Raw genomic sequence first — 15631 nt, 5'->3', positions numbered from 1 at the left:
AAAGGGACCGGCACTTTGTGCCGGTCCCCCATGAATTTTTCTTAAACCTTCTGGGTTTCGGCTTACTCTGCGGCCTCCGCCACTGGCAGGACCGAAATAAAGGTGCGGTTTTTCAGTCCCTTGTGGAACTTCACGGCGCCATCCACAGTTGCAAAGATGGTGTGATCTTTGCCCATGCCTACGCCTTCGCCCGGCCAAAACTTGGTGCCGCGCTGACGCACGATGATGTTGCCTGAAATGGCGGCCTGGCCACCATACAGTTTGACGCCAAGGCGGCGACCCGCTGAGTCGCGACCGTTACGGGAGGAACCGCCAGCTTTTTTATGTGCCATTCTCTCTCTCCTTAGCCTTTGGCCAGCTCTTTGGCCTGCTCAACCCATTCGGGTTTCACTTTGACCGTTTCGATAGCAGCAATCTGCTCGTCCGACAAGGCGGCCAGAGCGGCAAAGCTCTCGATACCGGCTTCAACCAGCTTTTTGGCAGCGGCAGGGCCGACACCGTTCAGCTTGGTCAGATCGTCAGCGGCAGCAGCGGCGGGTGCCTCTGCTTTGGCTGCAGCTTTCTTGGCAGGCTTAGCAGCAGGTGCCGCTTCGCCAGCCGGAGCCGAACCGGTTGCAGCCTTGATGCCCGACTTGTCAGCGCCCGACGACAGGATGTCGGTGATCTTGACCAGAGTCAGCTTCTGACGGTGGCCAACGGTACGCTTCGAGCTGTGCTTACGACGGCGCTTGACGAACTTGATGACCTTGTCACCTTTGATCTGTTCGATCACTTCGGCCTGTACGCCTGCGCCTTCAACGAAAGGTGCGCCAACAACCGGAGCGTCACCGCCCAGCATCAGAACATCGTTGAATTGAACTTTTTCACCTGCGTCGGCAGCCAGCTTTTCAACGCGGAGGATATCACCCGCCTGAACCTTGTACTGCTTGCCGCCAGTCTTGAGGACCGCAAACATGCGTCTTTCCTTTGTCTAACCGCGTTCTGTGGTCCCCTTCCGGGAGTTTTCGGCCCCAAGACACTTGAAAGCCACCTCGAACAGCGCGCCCTTTTCGGGCTGTGTGAATGACCATCAGGACATCCCAAGGGTCAAATAATAACGATACCCGGCACGGAAAACCGGCCGGGATGCGCGCTTATCCATAGATCGCCGGGAAAAGTCAACACCAAAGCGTCGTCAGAGATCAGACGCCCTGAGTGTCTGTGCGACCGTCCGCCCCAATCGGAAAGAGATATCGTTGAACATCCGGTCAAAGCCGTCAAACAGCGCCTCATTCAGGGCGCGCCCGGTTTCGGTTCTGGAAAACGCAATATTCTCGCGCATCTGGGCCTCGTCCAAGGGCCGATAGGCCATCAGAAGAAAAGAATAAAGCCACGCCTCGGTTTCTGCTGCGCGGCTTTCTTTCTGTGAAAGAAGTTCGGCCAGCAATTCCTGATCGTCGCCTTGCGCATCGACATCAAGACCCTGAAAGAAGCTGAAGTCGGAACTCAGCGCCCCATGAACGTTCTTTTCGACAAGGTCATTCGCCTGGATGTACTCATCGACCAACTCGAAACGGGTCGAGTCGCGCTCAACGGACTCGTAAGCTTCGCGGGCCATGTCCTCGATGGCCTGGTCCGACATCGCCTGCCGGGCCGAGTTTTCCAGCGACACGATCGTCTGACCAAGATCGCTTTCGAAAAACAGGATCGCCTGATCAAGCTGGGCAACGGACAGACCCGCCTCAAAGGCATCCGTCAGGAATTCCTGCATCCAGACCGGGTCGTAAATATCTTTGACCTGCGCTTCAAAATAGGCGCCGCCGGTATTGTCCAACAGCGTTTCGTCAAGTTCCTCGCGGTGACCCTGACCTTCCTGTACGAGAATTTCCATCACATGCGACAAGTGCATGGCCTGCGCCAGCCGGTCGACCTTTTGATCGGCCAGCAATTGAGCGCCCCACAGAACAAACGCAATCGCCAGAAAAACGCGGTGCATCAAATATCCTGCGCGGGATGCAGTTCGGCCATTCGGGCCGCAAGTACTTCGAACCGCATGGCCATGATTTCGTATTGGATCGCGTTCAGCAGTTCATACACTTCCTGCATCAGGGGTTGTTCCAGCGCCTCGACATACGAGTCGACATCCGCATCGGAAAAGTCCTGATAGGTATAGGCTGCCCCCGCAAGGCTGGACAGTTGCAGCGATTGGCGCATACCGGCTTCGTTCCGCTTCATCAGCGCACGCAATTCATCCGCATCCAGTTGCAGGTCAATGACACCTGATGCGCTGGCTGCCAGAAGAAAACGCACCTGAATTTCTTGCAGGGCCCGCACTGCGGTACCGGTCGAATCGATCGCCTTGTTCATACGCTTGAAACTTTCGACCCGCTGCGATCCGCCCTTGATCAGGTCTGCGATGATTTTTTGGCCTTCCAGCTGCTTAGCTTCATCGTCCTCAAGCATATGCGAGACGTTCTCGGCCTCTACCAGGCGCTGCCCCAGATCCGACGCATAAAAGTCAACCGCGTGTGTCAGGGCCTCATCACTCAGGGTTTGTTCGAGGATGGAAACCGCGGTCTCATGCATGGCGCCGACGTCAAAGACTTCGTCTGCCAGACGCGTCCAATCCGATCCGAATCCATCCGGATCAATCCCCAGCATCTGGGGGGCAGACCTCGAGCTTAGCGCGATGCTTTCCAGGGCAACGTCAAACCCGGTCGTGGTCAGAAAGGCCTCTATCCGATCGCGGCTGGCGGCGGAAAGTTCCATGGGGATCAGAACAAGCGCAAAGAGCGGGGCCAGAAACCAAAAGGCGGAGCGGCGTACAAACTGTATCATAGATATCAGACTAGGAGTTTTGCGCTGGCAGGCAACGGAAAATCCCGGGTTTCTTCAATTCCCGAATTTTCTGCTTGCACCCCTGCCCGTTCCTCACTAAATCCCCCCCTCACAGACCCCCGCGGAGAGGTGCCGGAGTGGTCGAACGGGGCGGTCTCGAAAACCGTTGTGGGTGCAAGCCCACCCAGGGTTCGAATCCCTGTCTCTCCGCCACTATCCCAATGCTGGCTCAATGCTGCCTTTGGCCCTCAGGAAGCGCCCGAAAATTGGTTACGCCTGCGGGCCATTCCCGGCGGATCGCTGCCAAAACCGGTCGCCTCATCTTTGTGCAGGCGTGTTCTTGCCGCGTTTCAAAGGACAATGAGCATAGCCCGGCTTATACTCTATTCTGCTGAGAATTATCGGGAATTCCCCTTTGTACCTGAGTTATTTTTAGCGCATCCCGGCGACACAATTTCCAAAGGAGACACACATGTCGCGTACTCTTATTCTTGCCATCGTCATAGCCGCAATTGGCGCTGGCGGATACTATTACCTCAATCAACCCGAACCCACACCCGCTGAGCGTTTGGAAACTGCGGCAGAAGAAGCCGCCGAAGCGGTGACCAACGCAGCTTCATCTGTACAGGACGCTGCCTCTGACGCTGTCGATGCCGCGACCGAACAAGTCGCCGAAGCAGCTTCGTCGCTGACGGACCAAGCGACAGAAGCCGCGTCATCGGTTGCAGATCAGGCAAGCGAAGCAGCGTCATCGGTGGCGGATCAGGCCTCTGATGCGGCTCAGGAGGCCAGCGATCAGGTGGCCGCGCTGGCCGGTCAAGGGCAGGAGTTGCTGAACTCATGGATTCAGGAAGGCAAGCTGGACCCGACCAACTTCGACTATGATGGCATTATGACATCCATTCAGGACAGCACTCTGGCCACCGATCTGAAAGATCAGGCGATCAAGATTGTGAACGATATCAAGGATTCGCCTGAAACGATTGTTCAGAAAATTCAGGAACTAACCAACCTGCTGACCCAACAGTAAAGTGTTGAAGGCCGATCCACGGGTCGGCCTTTGCCCCTGGGCGCATCTGCGCTGCCCCTACGTTACGGTGTCGTTGAATTGACCTCCTGCGCGGCTTTTGATTGGCTGTGCCTGACAAAATGCCCGCGCCCTGCCCGACTGGTCTGAAGGCTTTTCGGACAAGGCGCGCGCTTTGATTCAGCCAAATTCGAGGATCAACCGATGACCGACCTGCCCCAGACTATGTTCGCCGCAATCCTTAAGCATGACGGGTATTCCGGTACGGCCACCGGACCGGCCATTGAAACCGCCGCCGACTGGTTGGAAGAAGCCGAAGTTCCCACGCCTGAACCCGGCCCGGGCCAGGTGCTGATCCGTTTGCGCGCGGCTTCGGTCAATCCGTCAGATCTGCATTTCATCAAGGGTGAATACGGGCAGCCGAGGGTAAAGGGATCCCCCGCCGGATTTGAAGGATGCGGAGACGTCGTGTCCGCCGGCAAGGGCGCCGAGGCCTTGCAAGGGCAACGCGTCGCGTTCGTCGCCGCCGGATCGGGGGCCTGGGCGGAATATGTCGTCACACAGATGCAGATGTGCATCCCTCTGCGACCTGATATCTCGGACGATGACGGGGCCGCCCAGATCGTCAATCCAATGACGGCGATGGCTATGGTGGATATGGCCAAGGCCGACGGCGATGCCTTTGTGGTATCAGCCGCGACCAGCCAGTTGGGCAAGCTGATGTGCAGCCTTGGTCGGGATCTGGGTTTGAAGCCGATCGCTTTGGTACGCCGGGCCGAGACGGCAGGGATGTTGAAAGACCTTGGCGCGGCCGAAGTGCTTGTGACAACCGACGAAGACATTGTCGCAAAGTTTGCGGATCTGAGCGCGCAGCTGAAACCGCGCGTTTTTCTGGATGCCGTGACGGACCAATTGTCCGAACAATTGTTCTGCGCCATGCCCAACCGGGCGCGCTGGATCAGTTATGGCAAGCTGTCTACCGAGGCGCCGACACTGACTCAGACAGGGCAGTTGATTTTCATGGGAAAGCGGATCGAAGGGTTCTGGCTGACAAGCTGGATGATGTCGACCCCGCCCGCCGATCAGATGCGAGTTGTGGCCGAAGTTCAGGCCCGGTTTGCCGACGGGCGCTGGAAAACGGATGTTTCTGAACACCTTACACTCAGAAATCTTGTGCCAAACCTGGCTGATGCGCTGAAAAAGAGTGACGGCAAGGTGATAATAACGCCATAGTAGAACAAACCCGCGTCACCGGAGGATGCGCGCGGGCGGAACGCGACACCGGCAAACCGGTCGAGGGAGGACAGTTTGGATAACGCGCAGCTGCTGATCAGCGGACTGGCAAACGGGTGTGTCTATGGCCTGATCGCGCTTGGCTTTGTTCTGATCTACAAGGCGACCGAAGCGGTGAACTTCGCACAGGGCGATTTCATGATGCTGGGGGCCTTTGTCACCATCGGCCTGACCAACACCGAATATATGGGCCTGCCGTTCTGGCTGGCCCTGCCGATCTCGCTGGGGATCATGGGGGCATTGGGATATCTTCTGGATCGCCTGATCATCCGTCGCCTGTTTGGCGAAAGTCAGACCGCCGTCGTTATCCTGACCATCGCCCTGGGCTTTGTGATCCGTTTCGTGGCCGGATTGATCTGGGGGCACGAACCGCAAACGCTGCAAAACCCGCTTGCGGGGAAAGAGCTGCGCTTTGGCGGCCTTGTACTGGGGCTGGAGGATGTCGCCGTGATCGTCGTCACCATCCTGCTGACATGGGGCCTTTACGTCTTTTTCAACCGTTCCAAACTCGGGCTGGCGATGCAGGGGGCGTCGCAAAACCAGCTGGCGGCGTATTACATGGGCGTGCCTGTCAAGCGGGTTCAGGGGTTCATCTGGGCGCTGGCCGGGATCGTTGCGGGGATTGCAGGAATTCTGTTCGCCGCCAAGGGCGCCGTGGATCCGACAACGGGATTGCTGGGAATCAAGGCATTTGCCGCCGCCGTCATCGGCGGGTTCGGAAGCCTGCCCGGGGCGCTGGCCGGTGGTCTTGTCGTCGGGGTGATCGAGCCCTTCGCCAGCCGCTATATAGCGGCGGGTTACAGCCAGATCGCGCCATACGCCCTGCTGCTGGCCGTGCTGATCTTTCGCCCCAACGGGTTGTTCAGTCAGGTTCGGGTCAAAAAGGTCTGAGCCATGCGGATCGTCTTCAAAACCAACTACATGCAGGATATCCGCCCGTGGAAAGACCGCTATCAGCTTGTCCTGTATCTGATCCTTCTGACGGTTGTTGCCGCAGCCCCCTGGTGGCTGGACGAGTTCTATCTGGGTGAACTGACCAACGTCCTGATCTGGGCCATTGCCGGGTTGGGCCTGATGATCCTGACCGGACATACAGGGCAAGTCAGTCTGGGCCACGCGGCCTTTCTGGCCTTTGGCTGCTATGCCAACGTCGCCCTGATAGAAGCCGGGGTGCCCTTTCTGGTTGCTTTCCCGCTGGCGGGCATTCTGACCGGGATAGCGGGCGTGACGGTCGCGATCCCTGCCCTGCGCCTGCATGGCATCTATCTGGCCATCTTCACCATGGCGCTTTCTATCCTGATGGACGACATCATCGTTCTGTCCGAACCCATCACCGGCGGTGTTGCGGGCAAGTACGTCGGCGGGGTCGAAATCTTCGGCCATCTGGTAGACCGCTGGGGAACGCCCGATCAGTTTTTCTGGCTGGTCCTGACCGTCGCCGTTCTGGTCACACTGGGATATATCAACCTGCTGCGCGCGCCTTTGGGGCGCAGCTTCATCGCGGTGCGCGACTCTGAGGTTTCGGCCCAGGCGATGGGCATCGACATCGCGCGGACAAAGATGATCTCTTTCGCGTTGTCCTGCGCGGTGACGGGCTGGGCCGGGGCGCTGATGGGATGGTTCGCCGGAGCGTTTAACAACGAAACCTTCAGTGTTCTGATCTCGATCCAACTGCTTATGATGATCGTCATCGGCGGGCTGGGGTCGATCCACGGCGCGTTTCTGGGCGCGATCGTGATCGGGTTCCTGCCGCAGTTTCTGTCGATCTCAAAAGAATATGCCGACGCCCTGTTCGGCGGCAATACAGTCGCCATTCCGGGGTTGGAGTTCGGCATCTTCGGCATGATCCTGATCGCTTTCATCCTGTTCGAACCCATGGGCATCTATGGCCGCTGGCTGAAGATCCGCACCTGGTTCGAGCTGTTCCCCTTCTATCGAAAAGACATGTTCAAACGGCAGAAATCCTATCTCAAGACGGAGCGTCTGAGATGAGCTTGCTGGAGTTCGAAAATGTCACCCTCAAGTTCGGCGGCCTGACGGCGGTGGATAACCTGTCATTCGACGTTCGGGAAGGTGAAGTCTTTGCCATCGTCGGCCCAAACGGTGCGGGCAAGTCCACTGTATTCAACCTGATTTCCCGGTTCTACGATCCCGTTGACGGGGCGATCCGGTATGACGGTCATGATCTGCTTCGGGTCAAACCGTCCGGTGTCGCCGCCTATGGCGTCGCACGGACATTTCAGAACATCGAGTTGTTCGAACACGCAACCGTCCTGCAAAACCTGCTGGTCGGACGCCACCGCCACCGCAGGACAAACCTGATTTCCGAGATTCTTTTCACCCCGTCGGCAAAGCGACAGGAACTGGAAAACCGCGAGAAAGTGGAACGGATCATCGACTTTCTCGACCTGCAAGCCTATCGCGACAAGATGATATCGGGGCTGCCCTACGGCGTGCGCAAAGTGGTCGAAGTTGCACGGGCTTTGGCAACTGACCCAAAACTCTTGCTGCTGGATGAGCCGGCCTCGGGGTTGTCCGTGGAAGAAACAACGGACATGCGTTGGTGGATCGATGATATCCGACGGCAGATGGGCATCACCGTTTTGATGGTAGAACATGACATGGGCCTGGTCTCGGGCGTGTCAGACCGGGTTCTGGCCATGGCAGACGGCGCAAAACTGGCGCTTGGGACCCCGGCCGAAGTTCAATCGCACCCGGCAGTGATCGAAGCCTATCTTGGGAAAGCTTCATGAGCGCGCCAATCCTGAAAATCCGCAATGTCGAAAGCTTTTATGGCCCGATCATGGCCATTCGCGGTGTTTCACTGGACGTTCACGAAGGTACGATTGTCTCGATCCTTGGCGCAAACGGTGCCGGCAAGACGACGTTGATGAAAACCGTCTCGGGGGTGATGGACCCGGAAAAAGGCACGGTCACCTTTGATGGAGACGACATTCAGGGGGCCGAGCCGCATACCGTCGTCCAGCGCGGGATCGTGCATGTACCCGAAGGGCGCGAGGTGTTTCCTCTGCTCACCGTCGATGAAAACCTGAGCCTCGGCGCGTATACCCGAACGGACAAAGTGCAGATCGACCAGGATCGCGAGCTTGTTTTCAGTTACTTTCCCGTTCTCAAAGATCGTCGCACGCAAGAGGCCGGTACCCTTTCGGGCGGGCAGCAACAGATGCTGGCAATCGGACGGGGGCTGATGGCCCGTCCCCGCATCATGCTGCTGGATGAGCCGTCACTGGGTCTGTCACCGCTTTTGGTGCAGGAAATATTCGCCATTCTGAAACGTCTGAACGAAGAACAGCATATGACGATGCTTCTGGTCGAACAGAACGCCAATGCGGCGTTGCGGCTGGCGCATCATGGATACGTGATGGAGGTAGGCCGCATCGTCATGGACGGTGCTGCGGATACGTTGCTGAAATCCGAAGACATCCAGAACTTCTATCTTGGCGTGCAGGAAGAAGGCGCACGCGAAAGCCGCCGTTGGAAACGCAAGAAGACGTGGAGGTAAGCAAGATGGATGCCACGCCCCTCGCCTCGCAGGTCAAGATCAACGGCGTTGAACTGAATGCAACCCCCGGACAACGCCCGTTGCGCGTGGATGGGTGCACCACCATCAGCATGCTGTTTCAACACCGTTGCGCGGAACTGGGGGATCGTACAGCCCATCGCGAAAAGGATTTGGGCATCTGGAAGTCATATTCCTGGGCCGACTACTGGCAGCGCGCCAAGTGGATCGGGCTTGCCCTGCGCAAGCTGGGCCTGGAACGCGGTGACGTTGTTTCGATCCTGTCCGAGGACCGCAAGGAATGGATGTGGTTCGATATGGGCATTCAGTGCGTCGGGGGCATTTCTTCTGGCGTCTACACCACGGATTCGGCCAATCAACTGCAATATCTGGTCAACGACAGTGGCAGCAAGTTCCTCATCGTCGAGGACGAAGAGCATCTGGACAAATTTCTGGAAGTCGAAAATCAAGTTCCGGATCTGATCAAGGTGATCATTCTGGAAGACGAAGGCTTGCACGACCTGACCCATCCGCGCTGCATGATGATCGACGATCTTTACGCTTTGGGCCAGCAGGCCGAACAGGAAGATCCGGGACGGTTCGAAGCCGAAATCGCATTGGCCAAACCTCAGGACACAGCATTGCTGGTTTACACATCCGGCACCACGGGCCAGCCCAAGGGTGCGATGTTGAGCCATGAAAACATCCTGGCCGGCATTGAGGCCGGTGCCTGGTCATTGCCGACGCAGGCCAGTGACGAACAACTGTGTTTCCTGCCCCTCTGCCATATCCTGGAACGCGACGTATCTGTCTATTTCCCGCTGGCCGCCCGCTGCACGGTGAATTTCGCGGAAAGCCCCGAGACGGTCTTTGCAAATCTGCAAGAGGTCTCGCCTTCGACCTTCACGGCGGTGCCGAGAGTCTGGGAAAAGATCTATGCGCATGTGCAAATCCTGGCGCAGGATGCAACGCCGTTGGGTCGAATGGCATACGGTCTTGCCCTGAAGGCCGGCGCACGGCGGGCCGATTATGTGAGTTCGGGAAAACCCGTTCCCGCCGCCATCGCGGCCCGGTTCTGGTTTTGGGATCAGTTGGTTCTGAAAAATCTGCGCCGGATGCTCGGTTTGGACAAACTGCGCCGGGGTGGCACGGGTGCTGCGCCTATCTCGGCGGATTTGTTGAAATGGTACTGGGCCATCGGCGTCCCGATCATCGAGGGCTTCGGCATGACCGAAACGTCCGGCCTTGCAACACTCAACACCGTGGAAAGCAACAAGATCGGAACCATCGGCAAGGTCGTCCCGGGGTGCGATATCCGCATCTCGGACGAGGGTGAAATTCAGCTCAAGGGAATGAACATCTTTCAGGGCTATTGGCGCAACAACGCAAAGACAGCGGAAAGCTTTACCGCCGATGGCTGGCTGCGCACCGGCGATATGGGGCGTATCGACAAGGACGGGTACGTTACCATCACCGGCAGGTTGAAAGACATCATCATCACCGCCGGTGGCAAGAACATCACCCCGGCCGAAATCGAAAGCCGGCTGAAGTTCAGCCATTACATCTCGGACGCGGTGATCATCGGCGACCGGCGCAAATACCTCACGGCGCTGATCATGATCGATCAGGAAAATGTCGAGAAATATGCGCAGGACCAGAAAATCCCTTTTTCGAACTTTACCTCGCTTTGCGCCGCGGCCGAAGTCAAGGAGTTGATCGGCGCCGAAGTGGCCGCAGTGAACAAGGAATTCGCACGGGTCGAGCAGATCAAGGATTTTCGCCTGATCGACGTTCTGCTGACCGCCGAGGATGACGAGCTTACCGCCACGATGAAGCTGAAACGCGGCCTGGTCGAAAAGAAACACGGACATCTGATTGAAGACATGTACACTTAGCCAAAGAGTTTTCGGGAGGAGAAAGATGAAGAAGTCATTCAAATGGCTGGCCGCCGCCACGGCGTTGACCGCCTCGGCAAGCATCGGTTGGGCTCAGACGCAGGGCGTGACGGATGATGAGATTGTCATCGGATCGGTCAACGACCTGAGCGGCATCTTTGCCGCGGTGGGTGTCCCGGCGACCAAAGGTGCGAATGTGGTATTCGACCGGGTGAACGAAGCCGGTGGCATACACGGGCGCAAAATCCGCTATGTGGTCGAGGACAACGGATACCAGATGCCGCGTGCGATGCAGGGCTACAACAAACTGCTGAACCGCGACAAGGTGTTCGCCATGCTGCAATCGCTTGGCACGCCGATGAACATGGCTGGGTTCAAGCTGTTGGATCCCAAGGGAATTCCCAACGTGGCACCTCTGACCGCTGCGCGTCAGATGTTGCAAGAGCCGATGCGAAACAAGTTCACGTCTTTCTCGACCTACTATGATCAGGCGCGTGTCGGTGTGAAATACCTGGCCGGAGAATTTGGATCAAAGACGGTCTGCACCATGTATCTGCCAACAGATTTTGGCGAGGAAATTCTTGAAGGCAGCAAGGCCGGTGCCGAAGAAGCCGGGATCGCTTTTGGATCTGAAACAACCCACAAACCGGATGAGACGGATTTTGTCGGGTCGCTCAGCAAGCTCAAGGAAGAAGGCTGCGATATCGTCACCATGGCGCTTGGCGTGCGTCAGGCGATCACCGTAGTAGGCACGGCCAAGAAGATGGGCCTGACGGACATGAAGTTCCTTGGGACTTCGGCCAGTTTCCTGACAGTCGTAGCACAGGTTCCCGGCGGAGTGGCTGACGGGTTCTATGCAGCAGCCTCGTGGCAGGATCTTTGGGCGCGTGCGGATCAACCTGCCCCGGCGGCATTTATCGAAGAATACAAGGCCGCGACCGGCGAAGATCCGGTTGGATTTGCCATGTTGGGCTATTCCGCTGCCGAAATGATGGTCAAAGCGCTTGAAGCCGCGGGCCCTGACCTGACCCATGACAGCTTTATCGAAGCGATGGAGTCACTGGACTATCAGGACGATCTGGTCGGCAATCACATCACCTATGGTCCTGACGACCATCAGGGCGCGGATACCGTGTTCGTCAATGTCGTTGAAAACGGTGCGTGGAAGCTCGTCTACGAAGAATAAAATTTCCCGCAACACAATGCAAAAGGGCTCGCAATTGCGAGCCCTTTCTTTGTTGGGTTTTCCTGGCGAATTAACGCTTGGAGAACTGGAACGAACGGCGGGCTTTGCGCTTACCGAATTTCTTACGTTCCACAACGCGGCTGTCGCGGGTCAGGAAGCCAGCAGCTTTCAGAGCGCCGCGCAGGTTGGGATCGTACAGTTGCAGCGCTTTCGAGATGCCATGCTTGACCGCACCGGCCTGACCGGTCAGGCCACCACCTTTGACAGTGGCGACAACGTCGAACTCGCCTTCGACACCAGCAACCTGAAACGGCTGGCGCAGGATCAGTTGCAGAACGGGGCGTGCAAAATAGACGTCTTGGTCTTTGCCGTTCACGGTGACCTTGCCGGAACCCGGCTTGATCCAAACGCGGGCAACAGCGTCTTTACGCTTGCCGGTGGCGTACGAACGGCCCAGCTCGTCACGTACGGGTTCACGCACGATGACTTCTTCGGCCACGGTTTCAACGCCTGCGACGGCGCTCAGCTCTTCGAGAGTATTGATCTGATCAGCCATCGGTCATTAGCTCCGGGTGTTTTTCTTGTTCATGGACTTGACGTCCAGAACTTCGGGCGCTTGCGCCTCGTGGGGATGCTCGGCACCGGCATAAACGCGCAGGTTGGTCATCTGCTTGCGCGACAGGCGGTTGCCCGGCAGCATGCGCTTGACCGCCTGGGTCACGACGCGCTCGGGGTGTGCGCCCTCAAGGATCTGCTGTTTGGTGCGCGACTTGATGCCGCCCGGGTGGCCAGTGTGCCAGTAGAAGTTTTCTTCGCGCTTCTTGCCGGTCATCTGGATCTTGTCAGCGTTGATCACGATGACGTTGTCGCCCATGTCCATGTTCGGGGTGAACGACGCTTTGTGCTTGCCACGCAGACGCATGGCGACGATCGACGCAAGACGGCCCAGAACAACGCCCTCGGCGTCGATCAGGATCCATTTCTTGTCGATGTCTGCAGGTGTTGCAGAAAAGGTTTTCATGGCAGGATAGTCCTGTTTGATGTGAAAGACCGCCCCAAGCGAGGCGGCCCGAATTCGATGGATGCGTATCTAGACACCCATGACCGCCACGTCAAGCGACCAAACGCCATTTAAAACGTTTTAAAACAATGGCTTGTTAAATAGGTATTATTTTACCCCACGCTTTTAGCACCGAGATCGCCCCAATTTCGACACTCTGATACACTCGGTTGGAATTGTTCATGCCCAACAACGGAGGGTCGAATGCAGGAATTGATGCGCACGATTGAAAACTATGGCGCGGCCTGGCAGGAAAAGTCGGCCGAAAAACGGCTTGCGCTTCTGACCCAGTGCTTTGTGGAAAACGGTCGGTACGTGGATCCGACAGCCGATGTTTCAGGCCGTGAGCGGTTGAGTACACATATCGGCGAAGTCCTTTTGAATTCGAATGGGCGTGTCGAAATCACCAGCAGCCCTGTGTCGCACCATGATGTCGTCCACTTCACTTGGCATATGGTGGCCCCGAACGGCGCAATCATGGTGGCCGGGCATGATTTCATTCGATTGGACGAGGACGGAAAAATTGCCCATCTGGCCGGATTCTTTGGCGACCCGCCGCCGCTGAGTTGAATGCTAGACGCTGATCTGTTCAGGCGGATTGTCCAGCAAAGCGCGCAACCTCAGCATTGCGTCCTCGAACCGTTCCAACGAAACGTGACCATTCATTGCGATGCGCACTGCGTTTGGAGCGCGCCCGTCGCGCAGGGCAAACTCATCCGCTGATCTGAGCTGAATGCCTTCCCGCTCTGCCGCGCGGCTGAACGCGGCAGACCGCCACCCCGATGGCAGGTTCAGCCAGACAAAAGGCACATCCGGTGCCCAGTTCAGATCGAACCCACCCAGCGCGTTGACGGTGATCCGAACATAATCGCCCATCCGTTTGCGCACATCCTGTGCAATTTGGCGGGTACGCGGATCCGACAGCAGCAGCCGGGTCAGTTCGGCCAAGGGTTGAGCCAGGCCAAAATACCCATATTCGGCGGATCGGCGCAGATCGACGCTGCGATCCTTTGGGGCAATGGCAAAGCCAACGCGCAAAGCGGGTGTGAGTATCTTTGAAATGGACGACACGTGCCAGCCCCGCTCGGGGGCAAGCGCGCGGTAACTGGGTTCACGCGCCTCTCCCATGCGATAGCAATCGTCTTCCACGATCTGAAGGTCGAAGCGCCGGGCGACGTCCACGATCTCTTTCCTGCGTTCCAGCGGCGTGTGGATGCCGGTGGGGTTCTGAACTTCTGGCGAGACGCAAACGGCCTGAGCATTGGTTTGCCGCAAGACATGCTCCATCGACACCGGATCGATGCCCCATTTGTCCATCTTGACGCCAATGACTTCGGCGCGCATCAACTCTCCGGCCCGACGAAACCCGGCGTAAGAGAGGTCTTCAACCAACACGATTGGTTTGGGTCCGCGCAGGATGGTCTGGAACACCAGACACAATCCGTTCTGCCCGCCATGGGTCAAGACTATGTCGTCATGGGTCAGCGGGCCCAGCGGCAAATCCGACAGCCAATCCACGACCGATTGCCTCATGGGTATATACGCGTCCCGCGTGGGGTAATTCAGAAACAGGCCGGGATCAGCTTGCGAAACTTTTTGCAGGCATTCCCGGATAAGCGCGACCTGCCCCGCATCCGGCAAACGCGGGCTGAACAGGCTGACATTGGCGTTGTACTTGTCTTCCCTCAGATGCAGTTGCCTGGCCCAGACATCATCCAGAATCGGTGATTTCGGCGGGGCCACAAATGTACCACGCCCAACCTCGGCGTGGAGCAAGCCCTCGTCGGTCAGGATCGTATAGGCACGTGCGACTGTACCAGGTGTGATTTGCAGGCGATACGCCAGCTCACGAACCGGCGGAAGCTTGGCGCCAACATCTAATTTCCTGTCACCAATAGCTTTTCTTATTGCGTCAGCAACCAATGTGTATTTCGGACCCTTGGATTTTGGCAGAGCGTCCGGCCAAATTGTATCCATTACAATTCTTCCTTTGCCTTTGACACAATTTCGAATGTATCAAATTTATGTACCAAGCAATACTGTTTTGTGTCAATACAATTTGAAAGGAATTCCGAGATGACACGCACAATGCACACCCCCGCCCTTCTGCTGCTGAACGACAGCCCACGGCTGCCTCTGCTCGCGGCTCTGGCCGTGCGGTTTGCGGCGGCGGTCACTCAATGGGAACGCCGTCGCCGCAGTCGCGTCAATCTGAGCTATCTGGATGACCGTCTGCTTCAGGACGTCGGGCTGACCCGCCATCAGGCTGGCTGGGAAACAAAGCGCTTTTTCTGGCAGCCCTGACTGATCCCCAGTCCCAATTATTGGGACCTCTTCCTGGGCCGGGGCCTGTCCCCGGCCTTTTTTATCCGAAATTCGCGGCAGCGGACCCTGCTGGTGGAAGGGAATAGGTCATCGTTGCCCGTGCAACCGGAAGATCACTGCCTTCCGAGTATAAAAGCACATCCCCAACGGCCAGTGTTTTTCCCAGCTTCAACAAACGACAGGCCGCAATCATATCGGCGCCGCCTTCCGGCTTGCGCAGGAAATCAAAAGAACTGTTGGTGGTAACAGCCAGTGACTGGCGCCCTTTCCGTGCCAAAACCATCGCATAGACACTGACATCGGCAAGCCCGAACATCGACGGGCCGGAAACCGTGCCCCCGGGGCGCAGATGTTGATTCTGAACCACTAGGCGCATGGTGATCGTATCTTCGGTCAAATCTTCAACGACGAAATCCTTGTGCACCTGCGGGAACACCTGTTTCAGGTATTGTGACAGTTCGTCCCGGTTCATTGCCAAAGCCATACTTCCCCTCCTGCTCTTGCCGAC

Annotated in this window: 18 protein-coding genes and 1 tRNA gene; 11 read left to right on the top strand and 8 right to left on the bottom strand. The window is 57.3% G+C overall.

The genetic code is table 11. The features are described from left to right. Positions 1-62: 62 nt before the first annotated feature. The 4 genes from rpmA to ACR0FB_RS01115 all read right to left on the bottom strand — a co-directional run bounded on the left by rpmA (position 63) and on the right by ACR0FB_RS01115 (position 2817). A complete protein-coding gene (gene rpmA, locus ACR0FB_RS01130) occupies positions 63-332 on the bottom strand; it encodes a 50S ribosomal protein L27 (protein ID WP_058271644.1) in 270 nt (89 codons plus the stop codon). Between the two features lie 11 nt (positions 333-343). Then, entirely contained in the window at positions 344-955 is a 612-nt protein-coding gene (locus tag ACR0FB_RS01125; protein ID WP_171632514.1) for a 50S ribosomal protein L21, read from the bottom strand. A 219-nt stretch (positions 956-1174) separates the two neighbouring features. After that, entirely contained in the window at positions 1175-1975 is an 801-nt protein-coding gene (locus tag ACR0FB_RS01120; protein WP_171723293.1) for a DUF2059 domain-containing protein, read from the bottom strand. Beyond that, positions 1975-2817 (bottom strand): DUF2059 domain-containing protein, encoded by an 843-nt coding sequence (locus ACR0FB_RS01115; RefSeq protein WP_480619375.1) that lies wholly within the window; start codon positions 2815-2817, stop codon positions 1975-1977. Before ACR0FB_RS01115 ends, ACR0FB_RS01120 begins: the two co-directional genes overlap by 1 nt. A gap of 123 nt (positions 2818-2940) precedes the next feature. On the opposite strand from ACR0FB_RS01115, the gene ACR0FB_RS01110 reads away from it, so the two are divergent. The 9 genes from ACR0FB_RS01110 (at position 2941) to ACR0FB_RS01070 (ending at position 11738) form a co-directional block, all read left to right on the top strand. Further along, positions 2941-3030, top strand: a tRNA-Ser gene (locus ACR0FB_RS01110). A gap of 259 nt (positions 3031-3289) precedes the next feature. Next, positions 3290-3847, top strand: a complete 558-nt coding sequence (locus ACR0FB_RS01105; protein ID WP_480619373.1) for a hypothetical protein — start codon at positions 3290-3292, stop codon at positions 3845-3847. Positions 3848-4048: 201 nt separating this feature from the next. Continuing rightward, positions 4049-5077 carry an alcohol dehydrogenase catalytic domain-containing protein gene (locus ACR0FB_RS01100; protein ID WP_480490161.1) on the top strand — a complete coding sequence of 343 codons (1029 nt, stop codon included), beginning with the start codon at positions 4049-4051 and terminating at the stop codon, positions 5075-5077. 75 nt (positions 5078-5152) lie between these two features. Continuing rightward, positions 5153-6028, top strand: a complete 876-nt coding sequence (locus tag ACR0FB_RS01095; RefSeq protein WP_171168199.1) for a branched-chain amino acid ABC transporter permease — start codon at positions 5153-5155, stop codon at positions 6026-6028. A 3-nt stretch (positions 6029-6031) separates the two neighbouring features. Beyond that, on the top strand, positions 6032-7129 hold the full coding sequence (locus ACR0FB_RS01090; protein WP_480619371.1) for a branched-chain amino acid ABC transporter permease: 1098 nt from the start codon (positions 6032-6034) through the stop codon (positions 7127-7129). Next, a complete protein-coding gene (locus ACR0FB_RS01085; protein WP_171632529.1) occupies positions 7126-7890 on the top strand; it encodes an ABC transporter ATP-binding protein in 765 nt (254 codons plus the stop codon). Before ACR0FB_RS01090 ends, ACR0FB_RS01085 begins: the two co-directional genes overlap by 4 nt. Then, positions 7887-8660 carry an ABC transporter ATP-binding protein gene (locus tag ACR0FB_RS01080; RefSeq protein ID WP_171723298.1) on the top strand — a complete coding sequence of 258 codons (774 nt, stop codon included), beginning with the start codon at positions 7887-7889 and terminating at the stop codon, positions 8658-8660. The genes ACR0FB_RS01085 and ACR0FB_RS01080 overlap by 4 nt, the downstream gene beginning before the upstream one ends. A gap of 5 nt (positions 8661-8665) precedes the next feature. Then, on the top strand, positions 8666-10552 hold the full coding sequence (locus ACR0FB_RS01075; RefSeq protein ID WP_480490156.1) for an AMP-dependent synthetase/ligase: 1887 nt from the start codon (positions 8666-8668) through the stop codon (positions 10550-10552). 25 nt (positions 10553-10577) lie between these two features. Next, positions 10578-11738 carry an ABC transporter substrate-binding protein gene (locus ACR0FB_RS01070; protein ID WP_480619368.1) on the top strand — a complete coding sequence of 387 codons (1161 nt, stop codon included), beginning with the start codon at positions 10578-10580 and terminating at the stop codon, positions 11736-11738. 70 nt (positions 11739-11808) lie between these two features. On the opposite strand, the gene rpsI is transcribed toward ACR0FB_RS01070, so the two are convergent. Together rpsI and rplM are read right to left on the bottom strand one after the other, a co-directional pair. Further along, complete coding sequence (rpsI, locus tag ACR0FB_RS01065) at positions 11809-12294, bottom strand: 30S ribosomal protein S9 (RefSeq protein ID WP_152457951.1); 486 nt, start codon at positions 12292-12294, stop codon at positions 11809-11811. Positions 12295-12300: 6 nt separating this feature from the next. Then, positions 12301-12759, bottom strand: coding sequence for a 50S ribosomal protein L13 (gene rplM, locus ACR0FB_RS01060; RefSeq protein WP_152457950.1), 459 nt, complete (start codon positions 12757-12759; stop codon positions 12301-12303). A gap of 243 nt (positions 12760-13002) precedes the next feature. Here rplM and ACR0FB_RS01055 point away from each other — a divergent pair, with 243 nt between their 5' ends. Next, positions 13003-13368 (top strand): nuclear transport factor 2 family protein, encoded by a 366-nt coding sequence (locus tag ACR0FB_RS01055; protein ID WP_171632540.1) that lies wholly within the window; start codon positions 13003-13005, stop codon positions 13366-13368. A gap of 3 nt (positions 13369-13371) precedes the next feature. Here the strand turns inward: ACR0FB_RS01055 and ACR0FB_RS01050 are convergent, their stop codons facing one another. Beyond that, a complete protein-coding gene (locus ACR0FB_RS01050; RefSeq protein WP_171723301.1) occupies positions 13372-14775 on the bottom strand; it encodes an aminotransferase-like domain-containing protein in 1404 nt (467 codons plus the stop codon). A 99-nt stretch (positions 14776-14874) separates the two neighbouring features. Here ACR0FB_RS01050 and ACR0FB_RS01045 point away from each other — a divergent pair, with 99 nt between their 5' ends. Beyond that, a complete protein-coding gene (locus ACR0FB_RS01045) occupies positions 14875-15102 on the top strand; it encodes a DUF1127 domain-containing protein (RefSeq protein WP_171632546.1) in 228 nt (75 codons plus the stop codon). A 61-nt stretch (positions 15103-15163) separates the two neighbouring features. Here the strand turns inward: ACR0FB_RS01045 and ACR0FB_RS01040 are convergent, their stop codons facing one another. Further along, a complete protein-coding gene (locus ACR0FB_RS01040) occupies positions 15164-15607 on the bottom strand; it encodes a PaaI family thioesterase (RefSeq protein WP_480619366.1) in 444 nt (147 codons plus the stop codon). Positions 15608-15631 lie beyond the last annotated feature (24 nt).

It is taken from the genome of Ruegeria sp. P10, from assembly GCF_056534925.1.
The sequence above is the reverse complement of the archived record's forward strand: the minus strand, read 5'-3'. Positions and strand labels throughout refer to the sequence as shown.

Bases quoted from the DNA above. Each gene is read 5' to 3' on its own strand.
- rpmA (WP_058271644.1), bottom strand. From the start codon at position 332: ATGGCACATAAAAAAGCTGGCGGTTCCTCCCGTAACGGTCGCGACTCA.
- ACR0FB_RS01125 (WP_171632514.1), bottom strand. From the start codon at position 955: ATGTTTGCGGTCCTCAAGACTGGCGGCAAGCAGTACAAGGTTCAGGCG.
- ACR0FB_RS01120 (WP_171723293.1), bottom strand. From the start codon at position 1,975: ATGCACCGCGTTTTTCTGGCGATTGCGTTTGTTCTGTGGGGCGCTCAA.
- ACR0FB_RS01115 (WP_480619375.1), bottom strand. From the start codon at position 2,817: ATGATACAGTTTGTACGCCGCTCCGCCTTTTGGTTTCTGGCCCCGCTC.
- ACR0FB_RS01105 (WP_480619373.1), top strand. From the start codon at position 3,290: ATGTCGCGTACTCTTATTCTTGCCATCGTCATAGCCGCAATTGGCGCT.
- ACR0FB_RS01100 (WP_480490161.1), top strand. From the start codon at position 4,049: ATGACCGACCTGCCCCAGACTATGTTCGCCGCAATCCTTAAGCATGAC.
- ACR0FB_RS01090 (WP_480619371.1), top strand. From the start codon at position 6,032: ATGCGGATCGTCTTCAAAACCAACTACATGCAGGATATCCGCCCGTGG.
- ACR0FB_RS01085 (WP_171632529.1), top strand. From the start codon at position 7,126: ATGAGCTTGCTGGAGTTCGAAAATGTCACCCTCAAGTTCGGCGGCCTG.
- ACR0FB_RS01080 (WP_171723298.1), top strand. From the start codon at position 7,887: ATGAGCGCGCCAATCCTGAAAATCCGCAATGTCGAAAGCTTTTATGGC.
- ACR0FB_RS01075 (WP_480490156.1), top strand. From the start codon at position 8,666: ATGGATGCCACGCCCCTCGCCTCGCAGGTCAAGATCAACGGCGTTGAA.
- ACR0FB_RS01070 (WP_480619368.1), top strand. From the start codon at position 10,578: ATGAAGAAGTCATTCAAATGGCTGGCCGCCGCCACGGCGTTGACCGCC.
- rpsI (WP_152457951.1), bottom strand. From the start codon at position 12,294: ATGGCTGATCAGATCAATACTCTCGAAGAGCTGAGCGCCGTCGCAGGC.
- rplM (WP_152457950.1), bottom strand. From the start codon at position 12,759: ATGAAAACCTTTTCTGCAACACCTGCAGACATCGACAAGAAATGGATC.
- ACR0FB_RS01055 (WP_171632540.1), top strand. From the start codon at position 13,003: ATGCAGGAATTGATGCGCACGATTGAAAACTATGGCGCGGCCTGGCAG.
- ACR0FB_RS01050 (WP_171723301.1), bottom strand. From the start codon at position 14,775: ATGGATACAATTTGGCCGGACGCTCTGCCAAAATCCAAGGGTCCGAAA.
- ACR0FB_RS01045 (WP_171632546.1), top strand. From the start codon at position 14,875: ATGACACGCACAATGCACACCCCCGCCCTTCTGCTGCTGAACGACAGC.
- ACR0FB_RS01040 (WP_480619366.1), bottom strand. From the start codon at position 15,607: ATGGCTTTGGCAATGAACCGGGACGAACTGTCACAATACCTGAAACAG.